Source organism: Flavobacterium sp. ACN2 (assembly GCF_002303885.1).
Lineage (GTDB): Bacteria > Bacteroidota > Bacteroidia > Flavobacteriales > Flavobacteriaceae > Flavobacterium.
Genome location: NZ_MRCM01000004.1, coordinates 21,523 through 45,959 on the forward strand (window position 1 = coordinate 21,523; position 24,437 = coordinate 45,959).

Consider the following 24,437-nt stretch of genomic DNA (forward strand, 5'->3'; position numbering starts at 1 on the left):
GATAGCAGTGGAAAGCCGGAGCCTGACGAAGGAAGTGCGAGGACTTGTAGCGAAACACGCCCATAAATATAGAAATTTAATTTTTGTAACCATTTGTTGATTGATGACGTCAAAGCTTTATCAATCAAACTCAAATAATTGCAAAATGAAAACAATCTTAAAATCGTTTATAGTTTTATTTATAATGGCTTTTTCAGGCTTATCGGCTCAAAATCTGGAAACTAAAATAGATAGCTTAATAACTTCAAAATTTAAACCCGAAAATCCTGGAGCTGTTTTTCTTGCAGTTAAAAATGGAAAAGTGATTTATAGAAAAGCTTTTGGAATGGCTGATTTGGAAATGAATGTTAAAATGAAACCTGAATTTGTTTTTGAAATTGGTTCGATGACCAAACAATTTACGGCTGTTTCTATTTTGATGCTTGCTGAACAGGGAAAACTGAAGCTTGATGATGAAATTACGAAGTTTATTCCGGATTACCCAACAAATGGAAATAGGATCACATTGCATCATTTGCTGACTCATACTTCGGGAATTAAGGATTTTACGAGTATGAAATCGATTAAAGATATTGCCAGACGAGATTTGACACCTAAAGAATTAGTAGATTTTTTTAAAAATGAACCGATAGATTTTAAACCTGGCGAGCAATATAAATACTGCAATTCAGGATATGTGCTTTTAGGTTATATTATTGAAATGGTGTCTGGTCAGACTTATGAGGAATTTATAAGCCAAAATATTTTTAAGAAAATCGGAATGCAAAACAGTTATTATGCAAGCCATGATAAGATTATAAAAAACAGGGTTTCTGGTTATCGTGACAGGAATGGATATGTAAATACAAATTATATTAGTTTTTCTATTCCGTATGCTTCGGGTTCGATCATGTCAACCGTAGATGATTTGCTGAAATGGCAAAATGCGATAAACGCTAATATAGTATTAAGTCCTGTTTACACGGAAAAAGCTTTTACGAATTATAAATTAAATAACGGAACACATATAGATTATGGATATGGCTGGCATTTAGAAAAGGTGAAAAACAAAACAATCCGCGAGCACGGAGGAAGTATTTTTGGTTTTAAATCTATGGGAGTTTATGAGCCAACTCAACAAATTTATGTAGTAGGTTTGAGTAATTGCGAATGTAATTCTCCAACAGCTATTACAAAAGATATTGCCACTCTTTTGATTGATTAGAGAAAGTTGATTTTGAACAATCTTTGTCGAATAAGCACATAAAAAAAACAGCTTAAAGTATAAAAGTGATGAAACTTTTGAACCTTAAGCCGTTTTTAATAAAACTTAGAATATGGTTATGCAGTCAAAGCTTCTTTGATTCTGCGTAATGCTTCTTTTAAAATGTCGTTGCTTGTTGCATAAGAGAAACGAATACAGTTTGGATTTCCGAAAGCGTCTCCCGTTACTGTTGCTACGTTTGCCTCAGCTAAAAGATACATCGAAACGTCGTTTGCATCTTTGATTTCAGTTCCTTTTAATGTTTTTCCGAAGAAAGAAGAAACGTCTGGGAATACATAAAATGCTCCTTCTGGAACGTTGATTTTTACTCCTGGAATTTCTTTTAATAATCCAACTACTAAATCTCTACGTCCGTGGAAAGCTTGAACCATTTCGTTTAATACGCTTGGGTCAGCATCTACAGCTGTAATAGTAGCTCTTTGCGCTACAGAATTTGCACCAGAAGTTACTTGTCCTTGAATTTTTGTACAAGCTTTTGCGATAAATTCAGGAGCTCCGATATAACCAATTCTGTATCCTGTCATGGCAAATGCTTTTGCAACTCCGTTTACAGTAATTGTTTTTTCGAACATTCCCGGAATTGAACCGATACTGCAGAAAGTTCCTGAGAAATTGATATGCTCATAGATTTCATCTGCAACTACGTAAATATTTGGGTGTTTTTCTAAAACTTTTGCCAATGCTGTTAATTCTTCTCTGCTGTAAACAGATCCAGAAGGATTACATGGAGAAGAAAACCACATCATTTTTGTTTTTGGTGTGATTGCAGCTTCTAATTGCTCTGGCGTAATTTTGAAATCAGTGTCTACTGATGTTGGAACTTCAACAGGAACTCCTCCAGAAAGTTTTACGATTTCGAAATAAGAAACCCAGTATGGAGCTGGTAAAATAACTTCGTCTCCATCGTTTAACATTACTTGTGCAATGTTGTATAAAGATTGTTTTGCTCCTGTAGAAACTACGATTTGTGATGGTTTATAATCTAAATTGTTGTCTCTTTTGAATTTTCTGCAAATTGCCTCTCTCAATTCAAGGTAACCTTCTACTGGAGAATAAGTGCTATAATTTTCGTTTACTGCTTTTATTACTGCTTCTTTAATAAAGTCTGGCGTATTGAAATCTGGCTCACCTAAACTTAAGCTGATAATGTCTTTTCCTTGTGCTTTTAATTCTCTTGCCAAAGCGGCCATTGCTAATGTCTGCGAAGTTGCAAGATTGTTGATTCTGTCCGAAAGAATATGATTCATTATAAAAATTTTGAATGTCCTTAATTTGCTGCGCCTATTAAGGAAGGTTAATTATTAATAGATTTTTTTTAGTTTAAACAGATAATTCAGGTTTCATTCCTAAGTCACGTAAATGTTTGAAGTGGGCTACAATAGCGCTTCCCATTGTTTTGTATTCGTAATAGGGTAAATTACATTCTTTTGCAGTTTCCTTCACGATTTTTGCAATTTTACCATAGTGAATGTGACTGATATTTGGGAAAATATGATGTTCGATTTGATGATTTAATCCGCCTGTATACCAGTTTACGATTGCATTTTTTGGTGCAAAATTAGTAGTGGTGTATAATTGGTGAACAGCCCATGTGTTGTCCATTTCTCCCAATTCATTTGGAGAAGGATTTGTAGTATGATCTACAACGTGTGCTAACTGAAATACAATACTTAAAATTAATCCCGCAGTATAATGCATTACGAAAAATCCAAGAAGTACTTTCCACCACGTAATTCCAATTACCATTGGTAAAACAATCCAAATAGAGATATAAATAACTTTAGTAATAATAAGAGTTGTCCAAAGAATTTTTGGGCTTTTTGGTTCACCGTACGATAATTTTCTTTTAAGATAATTTCTCATCTGTTTAAAATCGGTAGTGATGGCCCAATTAAAAGTTAGTAAACCATATAAGAAAACAGAGTAATAATGCTGGAAACGGTGAAAACTATGCCATTCTGCATGTTCTGTAAAACGGATAATTCTTCCTGCATCCAGATCTTCGTCGTGACCAGGAATATTGGTGTAAGTATGATGCAATACATTGTGCTGCACCTGCCAGTTGTAAACATTTCCGGCAAGAACATAAATTGTTCCTCCCATAAATTTATTAATCCAGCTTTTAGTCGAATAAGAACCGTGATTACCATCGTGCATAACGTTCATTCCAACACCAGCCATTCCAATACCAATTACGATAGATAAAAGTAGCATTACCCAAAACGGCATGTCAAGTGTAAGAATTAAAAAGTATGGAGTTAAAAAAACTGCAAATAGAATAACGGCTTTTAAGTGTAATTTCCAGTTTCCGGTTTTTTTGATATTATTTTCTTTGAAGTAATTGTTTACCCGCGAGTTAAGCGTTCTGAAGAACTTCAAATTGTCTTGCCTTGCAAAAGTTGGAGCCGTGTTATTCATAATTGTTTTAAATAGGTTTCAAAGGTAATTATTATAAATTCTCAATTTGCAAAATTGAGTTAAATATTTCAATCGTAAAGTAGTACTTTTGTTAAAAATTTACAGCAATGGATGAGATATTGAAATATTTTCCCAATTTGACCGATCTTCAAATCGAACAGTTTCAAAAATTAGACTTATTATATCACGATTGGAATGAAAAAATCAATGTTATTTCGCGCAAAGACATTGATTCGTTATACACAAAACATATTTTGCATTCGTTAGGAATTGCTAAGATTATGAAATTTGAGCCTGGAGCGACAGTTCTAGATGTGGGAACGGGAGGTGGTTTTCCGGGTATTCCATTAGCGATTCTTTTTCCTGAAACTCGTTTTTATTTGATTGATGTGATTGCAAAAAAAATAAAAGTAGTGCAAGGAGTTGTAGATGCGTTAGAATTAAAGAACGTGAAAGCGGAACAAAAGCGTGCCGAATTGGTAAAAGGTGATTTCGATTTTATTGTTAGCCGTGCGGTAACCAATATGCCAGATTTTGTTTCTTGGATAAAAGATAAAATCAAAAAGCAACACAAGCACAAATTAAAAAATGGAATTTTATATTTAAAGGGTGGAGATTTAGCCGAAGAATTAAAAGATTTTCCGAACGCGACTTTGTATGACTTAGCCGAAATATTCGAGGATGAATTTTTTGAAACAAAAAAAGTGGTTCATCTTCCTTTAAAATTTAAGCCTTAATTTGATATAAAAAACCGGAAAGAATTTCTTTCCGGTTTTTGAATTAATAGGCCTAACTAAGATGCTTTTTTAGAAAAATCTAAGAAAGGATTTGCTTTTATATTTAAATTATCAATGAAATTATGAATTGAGTTTTCAGAAGCTTCAATGGTGTATTGGAATTCTGAATCAAAGAAAAACTCTCTAGAAATTATAGGTTCGTTTGAAGAATCGTAAACAGCTTCATCGCTTTGGTCTAATTCATCGTTTTTGTATGGATTAGGATGAGAGTGAATTAAATTTATAATGGACTGACTAAACCACTTGTCAAATTTTTTCTTTTTAGGAGTAATATGACGTGCAAGAAGAACCAGGCCAATAAGTTCGCTTTGTAAAAAGTAAGAACCTTTTCTGTATCTCACATCAATCATTCTAACATTCATTAAGGCAATCCATAATGCGCCATTTACTGGACCTGAAGCAGATATTTCAAAATCTGTATCAAATAATAAGGGGTTTGTTTGTTCGCGGTTATTAATGGAACACCAAAGTGCTTCAATACGTTTCTGTGTATCGGTTGTTGCTTGAGTGTACCCTGTAAAACGCCAATAAATCCATTCTAGCAATGCAGCAGTTAAACCAATTGATCCCTTGTGATTAATTTGCATTAGAGTGTCTTCAAGGTTAATATTTTCTTCTGATGGATCTAAAAGTTCGTTTATTTTTCTTTTTGTCCATTTGTAATCTATTGGATGTCCAATACTTTTTGATTCCATAATAATCTTAGGAACATTGTTTAGATTTCTCATTCTTATATTGTTTATTGTATTAAATCTTTTAAGACCGTTTAAGATTGAAGCAAATTTATAAGGATGATTTTTTTTTGACTGGAACAAAAAGTTTTTAAAGTATTAAAATAAGGCAAATAAGTTTTTTAAAGTGCTGATTTTTAAATAAATAAGAAAAGTATTACAAAAATATAATGTGCAGAAGGAGGTGCGTTTTTTATATAATTCTAATTGCAAAAGCAAAAGCGGAAATTTCAAATGAAATTCCCGCTTTTTTATAATCTAAACTCTAAAATCAGATTAACCTAAGAATGGATATCTGTAATCTTCTGGAGTTACAAAAGTTTCTTTGATAGTTCTTGGAGAAGCCCAACGCAATAAGTTCAATGCAGAACCTGCTTTATCGTTAGTTCCAGAAGCTCTTGCTCCACCAAATGGCTGCATACCTACAACAGCTCCAGTTGGTTTGTCATTAATATAGAAGTTACCAGCTGAGTTTTGTAATTTAGTAGTTGCTACTTCAATTGCATAACGATCTTGGCTGAAAACAGCTCCTGTTAAAGCATACTCAGAAGTAGTATCTACTAATTCAAGAGTTTCTTCCCATTTATCATCTTCGTAAACATAAATCGTGATAACTGGTCCAAACAACTCAGTTTCCATTGTAGTATATTTAGGGTTTGTAGTTACAATAACTGTTGGCTCAATAAAGTATCCTACAGATTTATCGTAATTTCCTCCAACGATAATTTCAGCGTCAGCATCTTTTTTTGCTTGGTCAATGTAGCTAGCTAATTTGTCAAAAGAACCTTCGTGAATAACTGCTGTAATGAAGTTTCCAAAATCCTCTGGAGAACCCATTTTCATAGATTTTACATCAGTAATTAATTGCTCTTTTACGGCTGGCCATAAACTTTGCGGAACATAAGCTCTAGATGCTGCAGAACATTTTTGTCCTTGGAATTCGAAAGCTCCACGAGTAATTCCTGTAGCTACTTGTTTTACGTTTGCACTTGGGTGAGCAATGATAAAATCTTTACCTCCGGTTTCACCAACAATTCTTGGATATGTCTTATAGTTATTGATGTTTGCTCCAATTTTAGCCCAAATATCTTTAAATACGTGAGTTGAACCAGTAAAGTGTACTCCAGCAAAATCACGACTTGCTAAAATTGTATCGGTAATCATTAAAGCATCTCCGAAAACTACGTTGATAACTCCGTCCGGAACTCCAGCTTCTTTGAAAACATCGATGATAACTTTTGCAGAGAATACTTGGCTATCACTTGGTTTCCAAACCACAACGTTACCCATCATGGCAGCACTTGCAGGAAGATTTGCAGCAATAGCAGTAAAGTTAAAAGGAGTAATAGCGTAAACAAAACCTTCTAATGGTCTGTATTCTACACGATTCCAAACAGTAGAATCTGATTTTGGCTGATCGTTGTAGATTTGAGTCATAAACTCAACATTATAACGTAAAAAGTCGATTAATTCACAAGATGCATCAATTTCTGCTTGGTGAATATTTTTAGATTGACCAATCATTGTAGCAGCGTTAATACGAGCTCTGTATGGTCCAGCGATAAGTTCTGCAGCTTTTAAGAAAATAGCAGCACGTTGTTCCCATGCCATGTTAGCCCATGCTTTTCTTGCTTCAAGTGCATTAGCAATTGCTTTTTCAATATGTTGTTTTTCAGCTAAATGGTATTTCCCAACAACGTGTTTGTGGTTGTGTGGAGCTGTAATGTTTCTTGTATTTCCAGTTCTAATTTCTTCGTTTCCAATATATAAAGGAACGTCAATTTGAGAATTCCACATTGTGGTATAAGCAGCCTGAACAGCAGCTTTTTCTGGTGAGTTTGGTGCGTAGCTCTTTACAGGCTCGTTTACCGCTTTTGGTACATGAAAAAATCCTTTAAGCATGTTATTTAAAATTTGTGAATTAGACAATTTAAAGTTAGACGATTTGTTTTGTTACGAATAATCTAACGCTGCACAAAAGTACAAAGGATAAATTAATAAATTGACAATTTTATGATTAAGATAACGATAAAAGCTATAGATGTAGACTATATCTTAATTTAATGCAAAAGGAGCGCACATTCTAAAAGTAGGAACAATTACTTTGAATGTTTTTGTGGTAGTAAAATTGATCATATTGAAATGACCTTTCATTGCGCCATAAGGAGACGATAATAAACACCCAGAGCTGTAAGTGTGGTTTTCGCCAGGTTTTAGAACTGGTTTTTTACCAATTACACCTTCACCATCTACAACTTCTAAATCATTTAAAGAGTCAAAAATTTCCCAATGACGAGAAGTTAATTGTACAGAATCTTTACTGTGATTTTCGATGGTAACTACGTAGCTAAAAGCAAAATGAATCTTGTAGTTTTTGAAGTATGTACCTTCAAAACTAGTCAAAACAGATATTTTTATGCCTCGTGTAATTTGAGAAACCATACTAACGCCGTATATATGTGAGTGTTATAGAGGCAAAGCTACGAAAAAAAATCGTTTAAACTAAAACCTTAACATTGTTTTAATTGACTATATTGATAGAGTTTGCATTTCCCTTTCCAATTACACGCTGATAACGGTCTGTTGCCTCTTTGTAATAAACCAGCACGGTGTACTCGTTTTCAGTCTGATAAAAGTTTCCGTCAATAGCATTTTCAAAGTCAATAACCCCTTTTTTATCTGCAACGGTATACTGAAAATTAGTAAAACCTTGTTTGATCATAATAGCTTTTTCAAAAACTCCTTTATCAGTATTATAGTCCATTTTATATTCTGGTGAAAGGCTGTAATTGTTGAACATTCCAGTAATATAAATGTCTTTGTTCATTCTAAAAGCGGGAGCAGAAAGAGTGAAATAAACCCAAGCATAATCGGCTTCAATGTCGTTGTTAGAACCATTGATATTCTTAACTACAAAATTTCCGTTTACATCTTCATAATTCGTATAAATTTGATTTCCTCTTGCGGCATTGGTGTACAAAAACGCATTGTAAATATCATTGTTCGAACCTATTTTTGCAACATTATTATTGGCTGCTCGAATGTCTTTGTTTTCAAAATATAAAAACTCATTTCCGCCCCAAAACTGGGTTTCTTTGTCATATTTATAAACCAGCTGATTGCCAATTGTATATTGAGGAACAATGTTTTTTATCTCGGTATGAAAGTTGCCATTTTGAAGTAAAAGCACTTTTACATTTTGTAGTGGAGTTTGAAAAACAATATCGTTAGATAAAATGGCAAAATCAAGATTCTGTTTGTAATCAATATTACTAAGGTTACGGCTTCTTTTTACTTGAACTCCCACTGTGCAATGGTTTTCATACAAAATGAATTTTCTAGAGAAAATAACTTCTTTGTCTTCATTCAGAACTCGAAGCATATAATTACCCGAAAGTTTCAGAAGCTGTGTAAACTGATTCGGAAAAGAAAGTCTGTAATGTGTATAAACCTGTAGTGTATTAAACGAATTCGAAAAATCGGTAATTCTCTGATTATCCATGCCAAGAACATAGTCTGTTTTCGGAATATTTGTTGGAACCCAATTGTAATCGCAATGAATAACTTCAAAGTAATAATTGGCTTCGTTACCAAATAAATCATCAAATTGAAAGGTAAATGCAGAGCCTAATTCGAAAATAGGAGGGACATTGCTGCCATTCTGGATAAACGAAACCGTTTTAATATTATACGGTGGGTCGATTTCTTTTTCTTGAGCTTTCGCTAAAGTGAAAATAAAAAGAAAAATAAAGCTTGTATATAAAAATTTTGGCATCTTAAAACATTGTAAGATTGTAAATATAACAATTTTATATAACGAAAAAGATGCCATTCTATTGGATTTAACGATTATGAACCCAAAATATATTCTAAGTTGCCTTCAATCTCATCATTAATATAGCTTTCTTCTAAAAGGGAATCAGACAATAGTTTTTTATTTTCTTGGAGTTTGATGATTTTTTCCTCAACGGTGTTTTTAGAAATAAAACGAATCACATTTACCTTATTCATTTGTCCAATTCTATGCGCACGTCCAACGCCTTGTTTTTCTGCGAAAGGATTCCACCAAGGATCCAAGAATAATACATAAGAAGCTTTGGTGATATTCAAGCCTACTCCACCAGCTTTTAGCGAAATAAAGAATAACAACGGGTTTTCTTTTTCCTGAAATAATTTTACTTGCTGTTCTCTTTTATCGGCAGGCGTTTCACCTGTAATTTCGCAAAAATCAATTTTGTTTTCTTTACACCAATCGGTATAAAAACTTAAATTGGTAACAAACGAACTGAAAATAATCGCTTTCTGTTTTCCTTTTACTAAACTTTCCAAATAATTGGTAACCGCAATATATTTCCCAGAATCAATTTCAGAATCTGCATCGACCATTTTTGGGTGATTACTCAACTGGCGTAATTTCATCAAAGTATTGATAATGCTAATTTTGTCTGGAGATCCGTCGGTTTTAAGAAGGAAATTACGAGCTTTAGATTTTTCTTTTTCGTATAATTTTTCCTGTTCAGGATCCATATCACAGTAATAGATCTGTTCTGTTAATTCTGGTAAATCTTTTAAAACCTGTTCTTTAGTTCGTCGCAAAATATAAGGCTGAATCAAGTTTTTTAATTCTGCTAAAACTTCTTCATTCTGTTTTTTCTCAATCGGATTTTTAAAATTCTCCATAAAGAAAGCGTAGCTTCCTAAAATCTCCGGATTGATAAATTGCATTTGTGACCATAAATCGTCAAGCGAATTTTCGATCGGCGTTCCGCTCAAAGCAATTTTATGCCCCGTACTGATTTTATTTATGGCTTTAAAAATTTTAGAATTTTTGTTTTTGATGTACTGGCTTTCGTCCAAAATCAAATAACGGAAATCGTATTTTTCTAAAATAGAAATATCTCGGTGAATGATGCTGTAACTTGTAAAAATCAAATCGGTTGAATTGATTCTACTTGCTAAAGATTTTCGATCATTCCCCACATATTGCATTTTCGAAAAGTGAGGCGTAAACTTTCCAGCTTCATTAAACCAGTTAAAAACCAGCGAAGAAGGTAGGACGATTAACGCTTTCAGCGGTTCTCTTTCGATAGTGGTTTCGTTGGCAAACAAATCAAAATTGGTCGTTTTGGTTGTAAAACCTAATTGTTCCTGTACAGAAACCAAAACAGATAAGGTTTGCAAGGTTTTTCCAAGTCCCATATCATCGGCCAAACAAGCGCCCATATTGGAATTAAAATGTCCTAAAAGCCATTTTACGCCATCAATTTGATACGGTCTTAAAGTTGCTTTTATTAAGTCTGAAGCTGTAAATTCAGCTTGATGAATTTGATCTAAATCATTATCAATTTCTGAGATTCCATCCAAAGCCGTAAAATTGCTTTTTCGTAATAAAAGAACACCATTTTCTGTTTTAGCTAATTTTGCCAAAGAACCGTATTTGCTAAACCATTCTAGCGGAATCAAAAAGTAGTTTCCGTCAGGCAATGCAAAAAGTCTTTCTTTGTTTTTTATATTCGGAATAATTTCGCTGAAATTGATTTTATAATTTCCAACGGTAATTATTATTCTAATGTCAAACCAATCACCAGTTGTTTCTTTTGAAGCAGAAATGGTATGGTTTTCTGTAATGATTTCTTTGCTTTCCAGCTTTAGATTTTCAATGGTAAAACCTAAACGTTTCAGTTCTTCTTTATGATTGATAATTAGTTGAATGTTGGTGTATGGATCTGTATTTTCAGTTTCTGAATTTAATCCAAATAATTCGTTTTTGATTTTGGTTAAACCAATTTCACTTAATTTATCGATATATAAATTTTCGTCAGGATTTCTTTTAAACTGAATTATTTTAGGTTCATTGGCAACGCTGAAATCTACAAAAGAATGTGATTTTTTAGCTTTACTTCCGTCAAATGAATAGCCGTTATAATCAAAATAAAGATTGAGATAATAACAGTTTTTGAAGAAATCATGAATAGGCTGGATTGTGCACGAAATGATTTTATCACGAAGCTCGATCTCAAAACCAGTTGCTTCAATATCTATTTTCTTTGCAATTTGCGGAATAAAACTCTTGAAATAATCATCAACTAATTTGGATGGAATTTCAATAGATTTTTTCTTTAAAAAAGGCATTAATTTTTTTGAATTAAGCTCTTTTAACTGTCCTAATTTTTTATTGATAATCAGCCAGCCTGGTTCGTCTAAAAGAATATCAACTTTGCTGTCCATTGGAGGAAAAATAGTTTCATTTTCTTTTAAAGATAGCGTATAAGTGATTCCTTCGGCATGTTTGTCAAATTGAATCTGAGGTTCAAAATCAAGAGGCTCAATGCTGATTCGAGAACGATAAAAATCTTTTTCTGGGCCAAGGTTTAAAGATAAAGGAAATTGTTCTTTTACAATTAAATCGTAAAACGAACTTAAATTGAATTTTAAATGCTGGCGAATGGCAAATTCAATTTTCGAATCTTTCTGTAAATCAGCAATTGTTTTAGCCGATTTGATTTTTGCGCCGAATTTTTTAAAAATAAATTCAGGTTTAAGAGAGTCGCAAGCGGTTAATATTCTTTTTGAATTGGAATCTAAATTGTCAAAAATGATTCCGAAACTTTCAAGCACATCTGGACTTGCTTTTTTATCTAAGTATTTGATTTCGCTAGTATTCTCAACAATGTACGCGGTTGGTATATAGACATTCAGATTTTTTTCCAAACTGATGTCAAAACAGAACTGAAATGATTTTGTAGGTTCCAAGATTTAGGGATTTGGTTAGGCTTGTATATGAGATTTGGGCAAAAAAATAAAGAGTTTTCAAATCTAAATATTTTGAAAACTCTTTATTAAATGAACTTATATGGTGAAAAATTAGTTTTCCTGTTTAAAGCAAAGCGGAATAATTTCGCCTTTGGCTAAACAGTATTTCTCAACCAATTCTGGTGCAATTTTATTGGTATAATCTTCTTCGATAACAATAAATCCAATGCTTCTTAATTTATCGAAATAATCGCGTCCGTAAACACGTACGTGATCGTATTGTCCGAAGATTTTTGCGCGTTCTTTCTGGTCTGTAATCGAATCATCAGCAAATGTAACTTCGCGAGATAAATCCTGAGGAATCTGTAAAATTGCCATTCCGCCAGGTTTTAAAACACGGTATAGTTCCTGCATTGCTTTTGTGTCGTCTGGAATGTGCTCTAAAACGTGATTGCATAAAATAACGTCATATTCGTTATCCTTAAAAGGCAAATTACAGATATCTGCTTTTACATCGGCCAATGGCGAAAGTAAGTCAGTTGTCGTGTAATCTAAGTTTTTCTGCTTGCGAAATCTTTTGTAAAAAGCTTGTTCCGGAGCAAAATGCAATACTTTTTTTGGTGCTGTAAAAAAATCAGTCTGATCGTTTAAATACAGCCAAAGTAAACGGTGTCTTTCTAAAGAAAGCGTACTTGGCGAAAGCACATTATTACGCTGTTTTCCGTATCCGTAAGGCAAAAACGATTTAAAGCTTTTTCCGTCAATCGGATCTGTAAATTTATCTCCTTTTAAAGAGAAAGCTAAAATTGGACGCGCCACATAACTCAAACGAATTAATAAAGGACGCGGGATTGTATTTAAAACTAATTTGAAAAGTTTTTTCACAGTTAAATAAATTTGAACACGAATTTCACAAATTGACACTAATTATCGTTGTGGTGAAATTTCACGAACTTTGATTTGGGTTATAATATTATTCTTTTGTATTTAAGGCTGTCTTCTCCAAAATTGACTAATAAACCAAGTTTGTTTTTTGATGCAGCCAAATAATTTAATGTTTGTTTTATCTCGCTTGTTGTTAATGATGTAATTGCTTTAAGTTCTAAAATAATTTCATCGAAAATCACAAAATCTGCAAAATAGTAACTCGGCAATATAATGTCTTTATAAGCGATATTATATCTTAATTCTCGATTATAAGGAATTTCATTTCGTTTAAATTCATATTCTAAAGCATCACCATAAACCTTTTCATTATGTCCTTTTCCTAGAATTTTATGGACTTCCATACAAATCCCAATAATTTTATAGGATTCCTCTTTTAGATATAATTCACTCATTCTTCATTCTTTCATTTCAGTGAAATCTCGACAAAATATTATTTCGTGTTAATTTGTGAAATTTGTGTTATAATACCAAAGGAACTTGTCTAAATTCATCTTCTTCGTTGCTCTCAATTCCAAGGGCTTTGTAGATGTATTTGAAAGTTGACAGTAACTCAGGTTTTCCATCAATTAAAGCTACATCGTGCTCAAAATGTGCACTAGGTTTTCCGTCTGCAGTCAAGATTGTCCAGCCATCTTTAAGTTGTTTGATGTTTCTAGTTCCCATGTTGATCATAGGTTCGATTGCTACAACCATTCCTTCTACAAAAAGCTTTCCGCGTCCGCGTTTTCCGTAATTTGGCATTTCTGGTTCTTCGTGCATTTTTTGCCCAACACCATGTCCAACCAATTCACGAACTACTCCGTAACCGTGAGCTTCAGTATATTTTTGAATCGCATTTCCAACATCTTCTACACGATTTCCGGCTTTAAATTCTCTAATTCCAACGTAAAGAGATTCTTTAGTTACGCGCAAAAGTTTTTTAACTTCCGGTGCAACTTCTCCAATTTCGAAACTGTAAGCGTGGTCTCCGTGGAAACCATTTTTGAATGCGCCACAGTCAACCGAAATAACGTCACCATTTTTAAGAGGTGTATTATTAGGAATACCGTGAACAACTTGAGCGTTTGGACTCATGCAAAGCGAATTCGGGAAATCATACAATCCAAGGAAACTTGGAACTGCGCCATGATCGCGAATAAATTCTTCGGCTAATTTGTCAAGATATAATGTAGTTACTCCTTCTTTAATTTCAGAAGCAATCATTCCTAATGTTTTTGATACGATTAAAGCACTTTCGCGCATCAATTCGATTTCCTCTCTAGTTTTTTGGATAATCATATTTTTTCCATTTTTCAGTTCGCAAAAGTACAATTTTTATCTCATTTTTTATGTAATTTTTTTTCGCCGCGAATTCACAAATTATCTCAAATAAAAATCTTAAAAATCGAATTTCACAAACTTCATTAATAAAGAATTTAAAGGTGAAGTTTTGATGTAATTCGTGAATTCGTGGCTAATAACTCGTGAGGCTTTCAGAAAAAAGCCATAAATTAGTAGTGCAAATGTTTATAATTATGGAAATTTCAACTGATCAAGATATAGCTAAAGTAAAAGCATTAAAGAAAATGAAAGCAACAGCTTTGTCGCTTTTGGGTTTTGCGGTGCTTCTTTTTATAATTGCCATTTATTTTAAAATTCCAATACTTCAGGCTTTTAGTGAGGCGGCAATGGTTGGCGGAATTGCCGATTGGTTTGCTGTTGTGGCACTTTTTCGTCATCCCATGGGAATCCCGATTTGGCACACAGCGATTATTCCGACCAAGAAAAATGAAATAGGAGAAAACCTTGGGAATTTTGTTTCTGAAGAATTTCTGAATCGCGAAAAAATGGAGATTAAATTGGACGAATTTAATTTTGCTGTTAAAGCCTCAGATTGGATTTCAAACGAAGAAAATGCTAATAAAATAGCAAATGTTGTTGCCGTAAATATTATTCCTGGAATTTTACGAACTATTAAAGACGAAGATGTCAAAAGATTTATTCAGGTTCAATTTAAAGAAAAAATAGAAGGAATTAATTTCGGAAATTGGGTTGCTGTTGCTTTGGAACCTTTGCAAAAAGGAGAATTAAAAAATCAAATGCTAACGAACCTTCTCGGAGTTATGAGTGCCGAATTGACCAATAATAAAGATTTAATCAGGCAAAAAGTAAAAGCTTCGACTCCGCTTTTAAGTTTCGGATTGGCAGATAAAAGCATCACAGAAGGTGTTTTTAATGGTTTGCAGGATTTTTTAAATGAAGCTAAAAAGCCTGAAAGTGCAGTTCGTTTAAAAATTGACGAATATATTTTTAATTTTTTGGAGAAAGTAAAAAACTCCGAGGAAATGAGAATTAAAATCAATGATATGATTTTAGGTTTCGTTGGAAAAAAAGAAGTTCAAGATTACATCAACGGAATTTGGGATGAAATTAAATTGTCCATTACAAACGATTTGAACAAAGGCGATGATTCTTCCATAAAAAATAGCATTTCAAATTTAGTTCAAACTTTCGGAAACGGAATTAAGGAAGATCCTGTTATGATTGATAAAATCAACAGTTTTATAAAAAATGATTTATTATCGGTTCTTTTAAATAACAAAAAAGTAATTGGAGATTTGATTTCGTCAACCGTAAAAAGTTGGGACGGAAAAGAAGTTTCCGAAAAATTAGAATTGGAAATCGGAAAAGATCTTCAATACATTAGAATCAATGGAACTTTGGTTGGAGGTGTTATTGGGCTTATTATTTATGGAGTGGAGCAGATTTATCATTATTTTATTGTTTGATAAAAAATATTTCCAAGTATACGATTGTCAGGCTGAGCGAAGTCGAAGCCCTTTTACGTTTCATAAGCCTTCGACTTCGCTCAGGATGACAATAAGAGTATGTATAAAATAGTTCTCGCAAAGACGCAGAGACGCAAAGTTTAATATTCTTTGCGACTTAGCGTCTTTGCGAGATTTTTTTAAGTTCCGTTTAAATGAACTTATATCACTTTTATGGTTTTAAATTTTCTACAAAAGCGAATGACAAGTCATAGCATTTGGCTGCTGCACGCCCATTAATTCTAAAATTGTTGGAGCGATATCACCTAACACACCATCTTGGATGTTTTTCAGTTGTTTGTCAACTAAAATAATCGGCACTGGGTTTGTTGTATGAGCCGTATTTGGAGAACCATCAGGATTAATCATGGTTTCGCAGTTTCCGTGATCGGCAATTACGATTGTTGTGTAATCATTTGCAAGAGCAGCATCGATAACTTTTTTCGCGCAAGCGTCAACAGCTTCACAAGCTTTAATTGCAGCTTCCATAATTCCTGTGTGCCCAACCATATCGCCATTTGCGAAGTTTAAACAAACGAAATCAACTTCGCCTTTGTTCAATTCAGGAACTAGAGCATCAGCCAATTCATAGGCGCTCATTTCTGGTTTCAAATCGTAAGTTGCTACTTTTGGAGAGTTTCTTAAGATTCTTGATTCACCTTCAAAAGGAATTTCTCTGCCTCCAGAAAAGAAGAATGTTACGTGAGGATATTTCTCAGTCTCCGCAATTCTTATTTGTTTTTTGCCTGCTTTTTCTAAAACCTCACCAAGTGTTTCAGTAATATTATCTTTATTGTAAACTACTTTTACGTTTTGGTACGTTTCGTCGTAGTTGGTCAATGTTACATAATATAGGTTTAGTTTATGCATGTTTTGTTCGTGGAAATCTTGCTGAGAAAGTGCTTCAGTAAGTTCACGTCCTCTATCTGTTCTGAAGTTAAAGAAGATCACAACATCGCCTTCAACAATTGTAGCAAGAGGTTTTGCGTTTTCGTCAACAATAACAACTGGCTCGATAAACTCATCTGTTACGTCTTTTGCGTAGCTGTCCAAAACACTTGCAACAGCATTTCTTGATGGAGTTCCAACGCCATTTACCACTAAATCGTAAGCTAATTTTACACGTTCCCAACGTTTGTCGCGGTCCATTGCATAATAACGCCCAATAATAGAAGCAATTTTTACTGGAGTATCTTTAATATATTCTTCTAAATCGTGAATATATTTTCCTCCCGATTTAGGGTCAACGTCACGTCCGTCTGTAAAAGCGTGAATGTAAACCTGATCTAAACCGTATTCTTGAGAAGCATCGATTAATCCGCGAAGGTGTGAAGTATGTGAGTGAACACCACCATCTGAAACTAATCCTAAAAAGTGTACTTTTTTATTGTTGTCTTTAGCGTAAGTAAAAGCATCAATTAAAACTTGCTCTTTTGCTAAAGTTTTGTGTTCTACAGCTAAATTTATTTTGGCTAAATCTTGGTATACAATTCTTCCAGCACCAAGATTCATGTGTCCAACTTCGCTATTTCCCATTTGTCCTTCTGGAAGACCAACATTTAATCCGTCAGTTCTAAGTTGAGCGCTTGGGTAATTTTTGTATAGACTGTTTATAAAAGGAACATTTGCATTGTCTATTGCAGATACTTTAGGGTCAGGAGATTTTCCCCAACCATCTAAAATCATAAGGATAACTTTCTTGTTCATTACATTTTTGTTTTCTACAAATATAAGGCATTTCTAAAGTTTGAAACCTGAGCAATGTTACATTTATATTTAATAAAATGAACTATAAAAAAAAATATTGATTTAATTAAAGAAGCCTTTATTTTTTAAAATTAATTCACGCTAAGCTCTTTTTCTGACTTTATTTTTGACGGCATTGTAGTCAATAAAGTATTTGACACTTATAGAAAAGATATGTTTTAGGGCATCATTATTTAATAATCCTGCCACATTGTGTCTGTAATCTTTATCAATAACTCGTTCAAAATTAGCGGCATTATTTCGATACAGGGCCGAAAGCTGGCTTCCAGGCGCAAACCACCAAGAATAAGATAAATCGGCATTCCAAGAATAGAAACTTGAATTTTTGTTGTCTGTATATTGTGGATACGGACTAAGATTTCCGTTTGATTCTAAAGTCAGAATATCTTTATTGTCTGCATAAGACCAATATTGACGAACGGCCAGATTTATAGTCATGGCGCTGTTTATGGCATATTTTCCTCCTAAAGTATTAGAATACGTAATGACGTTTCGGTTGGCAAAAATGATATCATTTGGAGTGGCATCATTATCGTCGGCATCAATCTGATCGATGTAGCCTTTATTGTTGTTTTTTCTTAAATAACTAAAGAAATAAGTCAGTAAAAGTTTATCACTGAAACGATATCTCGGGCCAATATCAAAGCCGTATGTAATGCGTTCAGACTCATCAAACACATTCAGTGTTCCGTTTAGATCAATCGCAAATTTATGGTTGTAATTGGTTGAAATGCTTCCCCAAGTTTCTATTTTTCGAGGAATTGTTACATATCTATTGTCGGCACGCGGTTCGTAATAATCATTAATTTCTATAGGATAAAAAGTGATTCCAGTTCCGTAGTAATTATTTTTTACGGTAGTTAGATTTAAGTTCGCATTAACACTATTGTCCTGCAGTTTTCCAGATTCTTTGTTAAATTCGGTATACATATTATAATTGATTCTAAATGTATTAAAACGTTTAGTTGGATTTAGAATTCTATAATTGGCATTTCCGTAAAAGTTGTAATAATTGGTATAGAAATTAATACCCAAATCATTCGGATCATAATCTTTAGTAACAAAATCAGAACCAATGCTGTATCTGTAATTTCCACTGGTTTCGGCTAAACTTACCGTAGAATAAAAGCCATTTTTATCTTGAAGATCATTAATGTGGCTGTATTTTACGTTTCCAAATAAGCTATAAGTATTGGCTTTTGTATTTAAATCCCAAGCCAGACCAGTAACATTTGCATCTCTGGTATGACCATTTCGAGTTACATTGGTATTGATAAAAGTAACCGATGAGTTTTTTCTAAAACGCTGATCCAAAACCAATACATTATAATTGGTAAGCGGCTCTACAATTACTTGTCTTGTTTCGCCATTTTCGGTATTTTTTATGGTGGCAAAAGTTTTTTCTGTAACAGCATTTAAAACCCCAATTCCGAGTCCGTTTTTTGTTCTTCCTGATAATTTTAAAGCGTTAACTAAATTTACTGCGGCGGGCAATTCGGTAATTTCTTCATTTTCATTTAATGTAGGATCAATCGATGGAGTGCCACCAATTCTTCTGGAATAGAAAATATTCCCTTTACTAAACAAATCTGTTCCTTCTGTAAAGAATGCTCTATTTTCGTTAAACTGTTGTTCAAAAGGGCCAAGATTTAAGATCTGATCGTCATATTTTGTCTGTCCAAAATCTGGAATTAAAATAGCATCAACTGTAAAAGCATCTGTTATACCATATTTGATATCCATTCCGCCTTTAATTGTTCCGTATGTTTTTTGTCCATCAGCAGCATTTAAATAATACGATGCATAAGGCATAAAGAACAATCGAGTAGGAGGTTTGATGTTTTCAATTCCTTCCAATGTTCCAGCCTGTTGTGTAAAAGTGCCAATCTTTCTGTCGACAAAATTCCAAGTATATTTATAACGGTCACGTTTAATTTCTCTAAAGAAGTTAATTCCCCAGATTTGTTTGTTTTCTCCTGAAAAACGCAACGCCGAGTACGGAATTTTCATCTCAACCACCCATCCATTTTCTGCCATAGCGGCTTTACTGATCCAAACCGCATCCCAAGAATAATCTTCACCATTTGCATCGGTCATGATACAATCGCCTTGAACATCGGCCGCAGAAACGTAAAACATAAAGTCCTGTTGTCCGTCATTGAAGCCGTTTATAAAAACACCAAATAGATCTGCCGTTCCAAAATTATCACGCTGAGAGATTTCCTTTAAAATTTTAGAAGGCTCATCATCGTACATCATTGCGGCAATATAAATGGCGTCATTATTATATAGGACTTTTACTTCTGTACGTTTTTCATGCGGAATAGCTTTTCCATTGTCTGGCTCCAGCATGATAAAGTCTGTAGCAACTGGTACATTTTCCCAAGCAGGTTCATCTAGTTTTCCATCAATAGAAATAGTGTGCGAAGTTACTTGTGCCTGAATTGATTTTTTCTGGCCATAACTCCATACAGAGCATATTAGAAAACAGAAGAATAGAATTTTTTTCATTGGTTTTTTGATGCGAAATAAAATGCAAATGTATTTTTTATTGTAGCAATAGACTCTATTTTGTTCTACTTGTTACAGTTTTTGTTTCAAGATTTCCATTTTTGTTTCATTTTTTTTAAGAAATAGGCCAAAATGTTGTGATTTTTTCTGTAAGGCAAAATCTTACAGAAAAAGCATTTTTATGTTAATAATGTTAAAGTTTAAGTAAAAAAGGCCTGAAAATCAGGCTTATATTTTGCAAGGCATGATTTTTTTATATTTTTGCGATACCCAAATTTTTTGTTTAACCTAAAGAAATTCAATGATTTACAAAATTTATCCGCTATTTGTGTTTTTGCTGTTGTCTTTTGGAAAAGATTCAAAAAGCACACCCGACCTTAAAAAAAATGCCACTGTAAAAGCGATTGTTAAAGTCGAAAAAGTTACAGTAGATTCTAAAATCGAGAGCGTTTATAATTCATTAAATTCAAACAACTTTAAAATGCCCGAACTTAAAACTTTCTCGGAAGCTTTAAAAGGATTTTATTTGTTGAAAGAAAAAGGAGTGATTAAGAAAAATATCTTAACACTGATTGATTTTAGTTTGTCATCAAACTCCAAACGTTTGTGGGTGATTGATTTGACTAGCAATACCATTTTGTTTAATTCGCTTGTAGCTCACGGAAGAAATACGGGTGAAGAATTTGCTTCAGCATTTTCAAATCTTAATTCTTCATTTAAAAGTAGTTTAGGATTTTATGCAACTGGCGAAATCTATCAAGGAAAACATGGTGCTTCACTTCGTTTAGATGGCCTAGAAAATGGCGTAAACGACAATGCTCGCGAAAGAGGTGTTGTAATGCACGGTGCAGACTATGTATCTGAATCTTTCATCAGAGATCATAAAAGATTAGGCAGAAGTCAAGGCTGTCCTGCAGTTCCGGTTGAATTGACAAATGAAATTATTCAATTAATAAAAGACAAATCGTGTTTATATATCTATCATCCATCTAGAAGCTTTTCGATGGAGGAGAGGTTAATTTCTTAATTGATCATATAAATCCGAATCTAAATCATAAATATCAGCTCTGAAAATGAGCTGATTTTTTTTGCTCCATGCCGTCCAATACCATTGATATAAAGCATATTTTTTGGTAATCTTAAAGCTCATCGTTGTTTTGCTTGCAATAATTGTGTCGATTCTGTCTTGAGGCCAGTTTCCATCAACATCTAATATGTGTTGTGCTAGTTCTAATGGATTTTCAACACGCACACATCCAGAACTCATAGAACGATTATTACGTCCAAAAATACCACGGTGATTGGTATCATGCAGGTAAACACTGTGATGGTTTGGGAACAAAATTTTCATTAATCCCAACGAATTATCAGAACCAGGGCTTTGTACGTAACGATAATTATTAGGTTTGTTTTCATTCCATGCCATTGGAGAAACTACCTTTCCAGAAGTATCATAAATCGTAATATTTTTATTGGCTAGATAATTTCGGTTTCTTTTCATTGCTGGAACGACATCTTCTTTTAAGATCGTTGGAGGAACAGTCCAAGTTGGATTAAAAACAACCGTTTTTAAAAACGAAGTAATAATAGGTGTTCTTCTTTTACTAGTTCCTACCACAACATTTCGAACCAAAGTCGTGTCCTGACTTTCAACAACGTTTAAGCTGTAATCGGGAATATTAATAATGAAATAATTTTCAGCCAATTCTGACGGATACCATCTCCAGCGCTCCAAATTGGCAATTATCTGTTTTTTTCTACTTTCTTTAGAATAGTTTAAAGCGCGGATTGTTCCTACTCCGATAACACCGTCAGAAGCTAAGCCATGTCTTTCTTGAAATCTTTTAACAGCTTCAAAAGTTTTTTGATTGTAAATCGTTGTAAGACTGTCTTTTCCTGACATATCGTTCCAATACAAAAGTCTTTTTTTGATGTTTATTAAAGCAGGATTAGTATCGTTTAAAACGATTTTATCAGCAGCTTCAATCGGTTTTACATTATCATCTGGAAAAGTGTTTATGATTTGAAGAGCTTTTAACAGCTCTTTGTAAATTTGTGTTTTAGGCTGAATGTTTTCAACAATGCTGTCCAATTTGTTTTTATTGAATCCTTTAATTAAAACAGAATTTACATCAAATTCCTTCGCGTCCAAATCCCAATTGGTATATAATTTTTTAGGGTCTAGCTTTCCTTTATATATATGATTTAGATATTTCTCAAAATTATAAGTCAGTAAAATGTCATAAGCGGCCAAATCTTTATCGCTAAGTGTAGTCACTTTGCTTTCAAATTTTTTAAGCTGAGATATTTTGTAATCTTCTGGCTCTAAGCCTAGTTCTTCAGATTTTTCTAATTGTAATAAAACAAAAGCTCTCTTTTTAAGATTTCCCCAAACCGTTTGGTTTTCAGATGCAATATAGAATTGTTTCAACGTTTCGCTTTTAAAAACATTTATCGTTGCAGTATCTATTTCAACTTTTCTCTCATCAGTAAGTATAATTGCTGGCACCTTTTTTTTGACAATGGGTGTGATTTCGGGGCGCTCTTTTTTGCAGCCCACAAGAATACATATTACTACTAAAAAGTAGATTTTTTTCATATTATAATTTTTTAAACATCAAATAATGCTCGCCCACATCTTTAATATCAAATGCTTCACCTACAGGTTGATAGCTCATTTTTTGATAAAAGCCTACGGCGGCTGTTCTTGCATTGAACCAAATCAGATCCACTTGATTTTCATTGCAATAGGTTTCACAATGTTTTACCAAAGCTTCTCCAAATCCCTTTTTCTGATGGGTGTCTAAAACCGCCATCCCACGAATTTGCGCCTGATTTTGTGCGGCAAATATAGTGTTGATTTTGTCAAATAATGAAATAATTCCTATTAAATCTTTATCCTCAAATAAACCAAAATGATGAGTAGACTCTAAATCATCGCCTTCAAACACGCAACTTTCGATAGGTTTTCCTTTTCTTAATACAGGTTGGCGAACAGCGAAAGTTTCTTTTGACGTAATTTCTTTAATTGTGATCATGATTTTTTTTAAAAATATTGCATTTATAACTTTTTAATTTTAAATCAGTTATAAATAATTGTTGTTTTTTATTAATTTTTTTTGCCGAAAAGCTTGTTTTTAACTGAACTTTCTTTCTATATTTGCACAACCAATGCGAAAGTAGCTCAGTTGGTAGAGCTCCAGCCTTCCAAGCTGGTTGTCGCGAGTTCGAGCCTCGTCTTTCGCTCTAGAAAACAAACTTATTAGTTTTGTTTTTGTGAAAATAAAATTTTTGATTTTTATTTGTTTTTAAAATTAAAATTTTTAAATTTGCACCCGGTTAATGCGAAAGTAGCTCAGTTGGTAGAGCTCCAGCCTTCCAAGCTGGTTGTCGCGAGTTCGAGCCTCGTCTTTCGCTCTTCAAAAGCCTCAAACATTGTTTGAGGCTTTTTTGTTTTTAGACTAAGCCTAAATTCTAAATATTTTTAAAATTGCTTCGCCTGTTCGCTATCGCTCGGGTCCAAATTCCAATTCTGTATTCCTTATGTTGACTTAATTTTGGAATTTGGAATTTTAAAATTGGATTTTACTTTAAATCGCTTAAGTCGCTTTCTGGTTCTAATTCTTGCGCTTCTTGATTTTGTCTAAACAATCTCGCAGATAAAGAACCTTTCAAAGTAATTTTTTCGCCTTTTACTTCAAGCCAGCTTCCTTCTCTTAAGCCCAAAACCGGAATCGAATTGAATGCATGAAATTCTTTAATTCTTGTTTCGCGAGTTTCTCCCATGTGTTTAGATTGCAAATCGGCATCCAGATAATGCGGGTTTAAGTTGAATGGAATTAATCCTAAAGTCTGAAAGCTTGGAGGATAAATAATAGGCATGTCATTCGTAGTTTGCATTGACAAACCGCAAATATTGCTTCCTGCGCTTGATCCTAAATAAGGCGTTCCATTTTTTACAGTTTCAGAAAGTAACTGCATAATATTATTTTTATAAAGCTGGGTAACCAGTAAAAACGTGTTGCCTCCACCTGTGAAAATTCCTTCCGCATTTTTTACAGCATCTTGCGGATTTTCAAATTCATGAATTCCTTTAACATCAATGTTGATGCTCGCAAAAGCTTCCGCAGCTTTTTGGGTATACTCATCATGCGAAATTCCGCCAGGACGCGCATACGGAATAAATAAGATGGTTTTACAGTTTTTAAAATGTGTTTTTAAAGTAGGTAAAATATATTCTAAGTATTTGCCTCCGTGTAAAGTAGAGGTGCTTGCAATAATAACGCTTTTCATGATTTTTTAGACTCAAATTTTGTTTGTTAAAGATATTAAAAACTCTGTTTTTGTCTAAGTTTTTAATGGTTTAATTAACATATTTTTACGAAGTCATTAGTATTAAATTTGGAAGGACTTGAGATATTTTTACCGTTTTAAGAATATT

General features: G+C 33.4%; 19 protein-coding genes and 2 tRNA genes. 6 read left to right on the forward strand and 15 right to left on the reverse strand.

The features are described from left to right. Positions 1-145: 145 nt before the first annotated feature. Positions 146-1,204, forward strand: coding sequence for a serine hydrolase (locus tag BSF41_RS05585; RefSeq protein ID WP_095928803.1), 1,059 nt, complete (start codon positions 146-148; stop codon positions 1,202-1,204). Positions 1,205-1,320: 116 nt separating this feature from the next. Here BSF41_RS05585 and BSF41_RS05590 read toward each other — a convergent pair whose 3' ends face one another. Together BSF41_RS05590 and BSF41_RS05595 are read right to left on the reverse strand one after the other, a co-directional pair. Continuing rightward, positions 1,321-2,511, reverse strand: a complete 1,191-nt coding sequence (locus tag BSF41_RS05590; RefSeq protein ID WP_095928543.1) for a pyridoxal phosphate-dependent aminotransferase — start codon at positions 2,509-2,511, stop codon at positions 1,321-1,323. Positions 2,512-2,584: 73 nt separating this feature from the next. Then, positions 2,585-3,682 carry an acyl-CoA desaturase gene (locus tag BSF41_RS05595; protein WP_095928544.1) on the reverse strand — a complete coding sequence of 366 codons (1,098 nt, stop codon included), beginning with the start codon at positions 3,680-3,682 and terminating at the stop codon, positions 2,585-2,587. A gap of 107 nt (positions 3,683-3,789) precedes the next feature. On the opposite strand from BSF41_RS05595, the gene rsmG reads away from it, so the two are divergent. Continuing rightward, positions 3,790-4,419, forward strand: coding sequence for a 16S rRNA (guanine(527)-N(7))-methyltransferase RsmG (rsmG, locus tag BSF41_RS05600; RefSeq protein WP_095928545.1), 630 nt, complete (start codon positions 3,790-3,792; stop codon positions 4,417-4,419). Positions 4,420-4,475: 56 nt separating this feature from the next. Here rsmG and BSF41_RS05605 read toward each other — a convergent pair whose 3' ends face one another. The 8 genes from BSF41_RS05605 to map all read right to left on the reverse strand — a co-directional run bounded on the left by BSF41_RS05605 (position 4,476) and on the right by map (position 14,189). Continuing rightward, positions 4,476-5,207 carry a hypothetical protein gene (locus tag BSF41_RS05605; protein ID WP_095928804.1) on the reverse strand — a complete coding sequence of 244 codons (732 nt, stop codon included), beginning with the start codon at positions 5,205-5,207 and terminating at the stop codon, positions 4,476-4,478. Positions 5,208-5,486: 279 nt separating this feature from the next. Beyond that, positions 5,487-7,112 carry an L-glutamate gamma-semialdehyde dehydrogenase gene (gene pruA, locus BSF41_RS05610; protein ID WP_095928546.1) on the reverse strand — a complete coding sequence of 542 codons (1,626 nt, stop codon included), beginning with the start codon at positions 7,110-7,112 and terminating at the stop codon, positions 5,487-5,489. A 153-nt stretch (positions 7,113-7,265) separates the two neighbouring features. Beyond that, a complete protein-coding gene (gene apaG / locus BSF41_RS05615; RefSeq protein ID WP_008467225.1) occupies positions 7,266-7,652 on the reverse strand; it encodes a Co2+/Mg2+ efflux protein ApaG in 387 nt (128 codons plus the stop codon). A gap of 79 nt (positions 7,653-7,731) precedes the next feature. Next, complete coding sequence (locus tag BSF41_RS05620) at positions 7,732-8,985, reverse strand: DUF5103 domain-containing protein (RefSeq protein ID WP_095928547.1); 1,254 nt, start codon at positions 8,983-8,985, stop codon at positions 7,732-7,734. A 74-nt stretch (positions 8,986-9,059) separates the two neighbouring features. Further along, on the reverse strand, positions 9,060-11,963 hold the full coding sequence (locus tag BSF41_RS05625) for a DEAD/DEAH box helicase (protein ID WP_095928548.1): 2,904 nt from the start codon (positions 11,961-11,963) through the stop codon (positions 9,060-9,062). A 111-nt stretch (positions 11,964-12,074) separates the two neighbouring features. Then, positions 12,075-12,848: a class I SAM-dependent methyltransferase gene (locus BSF41_RS05630; RefSeq protein WP_008467221.1), complete on the reverse strand. Its 774-nt coding sequence runs from the start codon at positions 12,846-12,848 to the stop codon at positions 12,075-12,077. A gap of 80 nt (positions 12,849-12,928) precedes the next feature. Further along, positions 12,929-13,303 (reverse strand): GxxExxY protein, encoded by a 375-nt coding sequence (locus BSF41_RS05635; protein WP_095928549.1) that lies wholly within the window; start codon positions 13,301-13,303, stop codon positions 12,929-12,931. Positions 13,304-13,370: 67 nt separating this feature from the next. Continuing rightward, a complete protein-coding gene (gene map, locus BSF41_RS05640; protein ID WP_095928550.1) occupies positions 13,371-14,189 on the reverse strand; it encodes a type I methionyl aminopeptidase in 819 nt (272 codons plus the stop codon). Positions 14,190-14,425: 236 nt separating this feature from the next. Here map and BSF41_RS05645 point away from each other — a divergent pair, with 236 nt between their 5' ends. Beyond that, positions 14,426-15,679, forward strand: coding sequence for a DUF445 domain-containing protein (locus BSF41_RS05645; RefSeq protein WP_095928551.1), 1,254 nt, complete (start codon positions 14,426-14,428; stop codon positions 15,677-15,679). Between the two features lie 228 nt (positions 15,680-15,907). Here BSF41_RS05645 and gpmI read toward each other — a convergent pair whose 3' ends face one another. Both gpmI and BSF41_RS05655 read right to left on the reverse strand, forming a co-directional pair. Next, on the reverse strand, positions 15,908-17,425 hold the full coding sequence (gpmI, locus tag BSF41_RS05650) for a 2,3-bisphosphoglycerate-independent phosphoglycerate mutase (RefSeq protein WP_095928552.1): 1,518 nt from the start codon (positions 17,423-17,425) through the stop codon (positions 15,908-15,910). Positions 17,426-17,566: 141 nt separating this feature from the next. After that, positions 17,567-19,996: a DUF5916 domain-containing protein gene (locus tag BSF41_RS05655; RefSeq protein WP_095928553.1), complete on the reverse strand. Its 2,430-nt coding sequence runs from the start codon at positions 19,994-19,996 to the stop codon at positions 17,567-17,569. Positions 19,997-20,297: 301 nt separating this feature from the next. Between BSF41_RS05655 and BSF41_RS05660 the strand changes: the two genes are divergently transcribed. Then, positions 20,298-21,023, forward strand: a complete 726-nt coding sequence (locus BSF41_RS05660) for a murein L,D-transpeptidase catalytic domain family protein (RefSeq protein ID WP_095928554.1) — start codon at positions 20,298-20,300, stop codon at positions 21,021-21,023. Here BSF41_RS05660 and BSF41_RS05665 read toward each other — a convergent pair. Then, positions 21,012-22,595 carry a murein L,D-transpeptidase gene (locus BSF41_RS05665; RefSeq protein WP_095928555.1) on the reverse strand — a complete coding sequence of 528 codons (1,584 nt, stop codon included), beginning with the start codon at positions 22,593-22,595 and terminating at the stop codon, positions 21,012-21,014. The two genes, BSF41_RS05660 and BSF41_RS05665, sit on opposite strands and share 12 nt — an antisense overlap. Position 22,596: 1 nt before the next feature. After that, positions 22,597-23,034: a GNAT family N-acetyltransferase gene (locus tag BSF41_RS05670; RefSeq protein ID WP_095928556.1), complete on the reverse strand. Its 438-nt coding sequence runs from the start codon at positions 23,032-23,034 to the stop codon at positions 22,597-22,599. A gap of 135 nt (positions 23,035-23,169) precedes the next feature. Here BSF41_RS05670 and BSF41_RS05675 point away from each other — a divergent pair. Both BSF41_RS05675 and BSF41_RS05680 read left to right on the forward strand, forming a co-directional pair. Next, a tRNA-Gly gene (locus BSF41_RS05675) sits at positions 23,170-23,242 on the forward strand. Positions 23,243-23,340: 98 nt separating this feature from the next. Continuing rightward, a tRNA-Gly gene (locus tag BSF41_RS05680) sits at positions 23,341-23,413 on the forward strand. A gap of 168 nt (positions 23,414-23,581) precedes the next feature. On the opposite strand, the gene pepE is transcribed toward BSF41_RS05680, so the two are convergent. Continuing rightward, positions 23,582-24,289: a dipeptidase PepE gene (gene pepE / locus BSF41_RS05685; RefSeq protein WP_095928557.1), complete on the reverse strand. Its 708-nt coding sequence runs from the start codon at positions 24,287-24,289 to the stop codon at positions 23,582-23,584. Between the last annotated feature and the right edge of the window lie 148 nt (positions 24,290-24,437).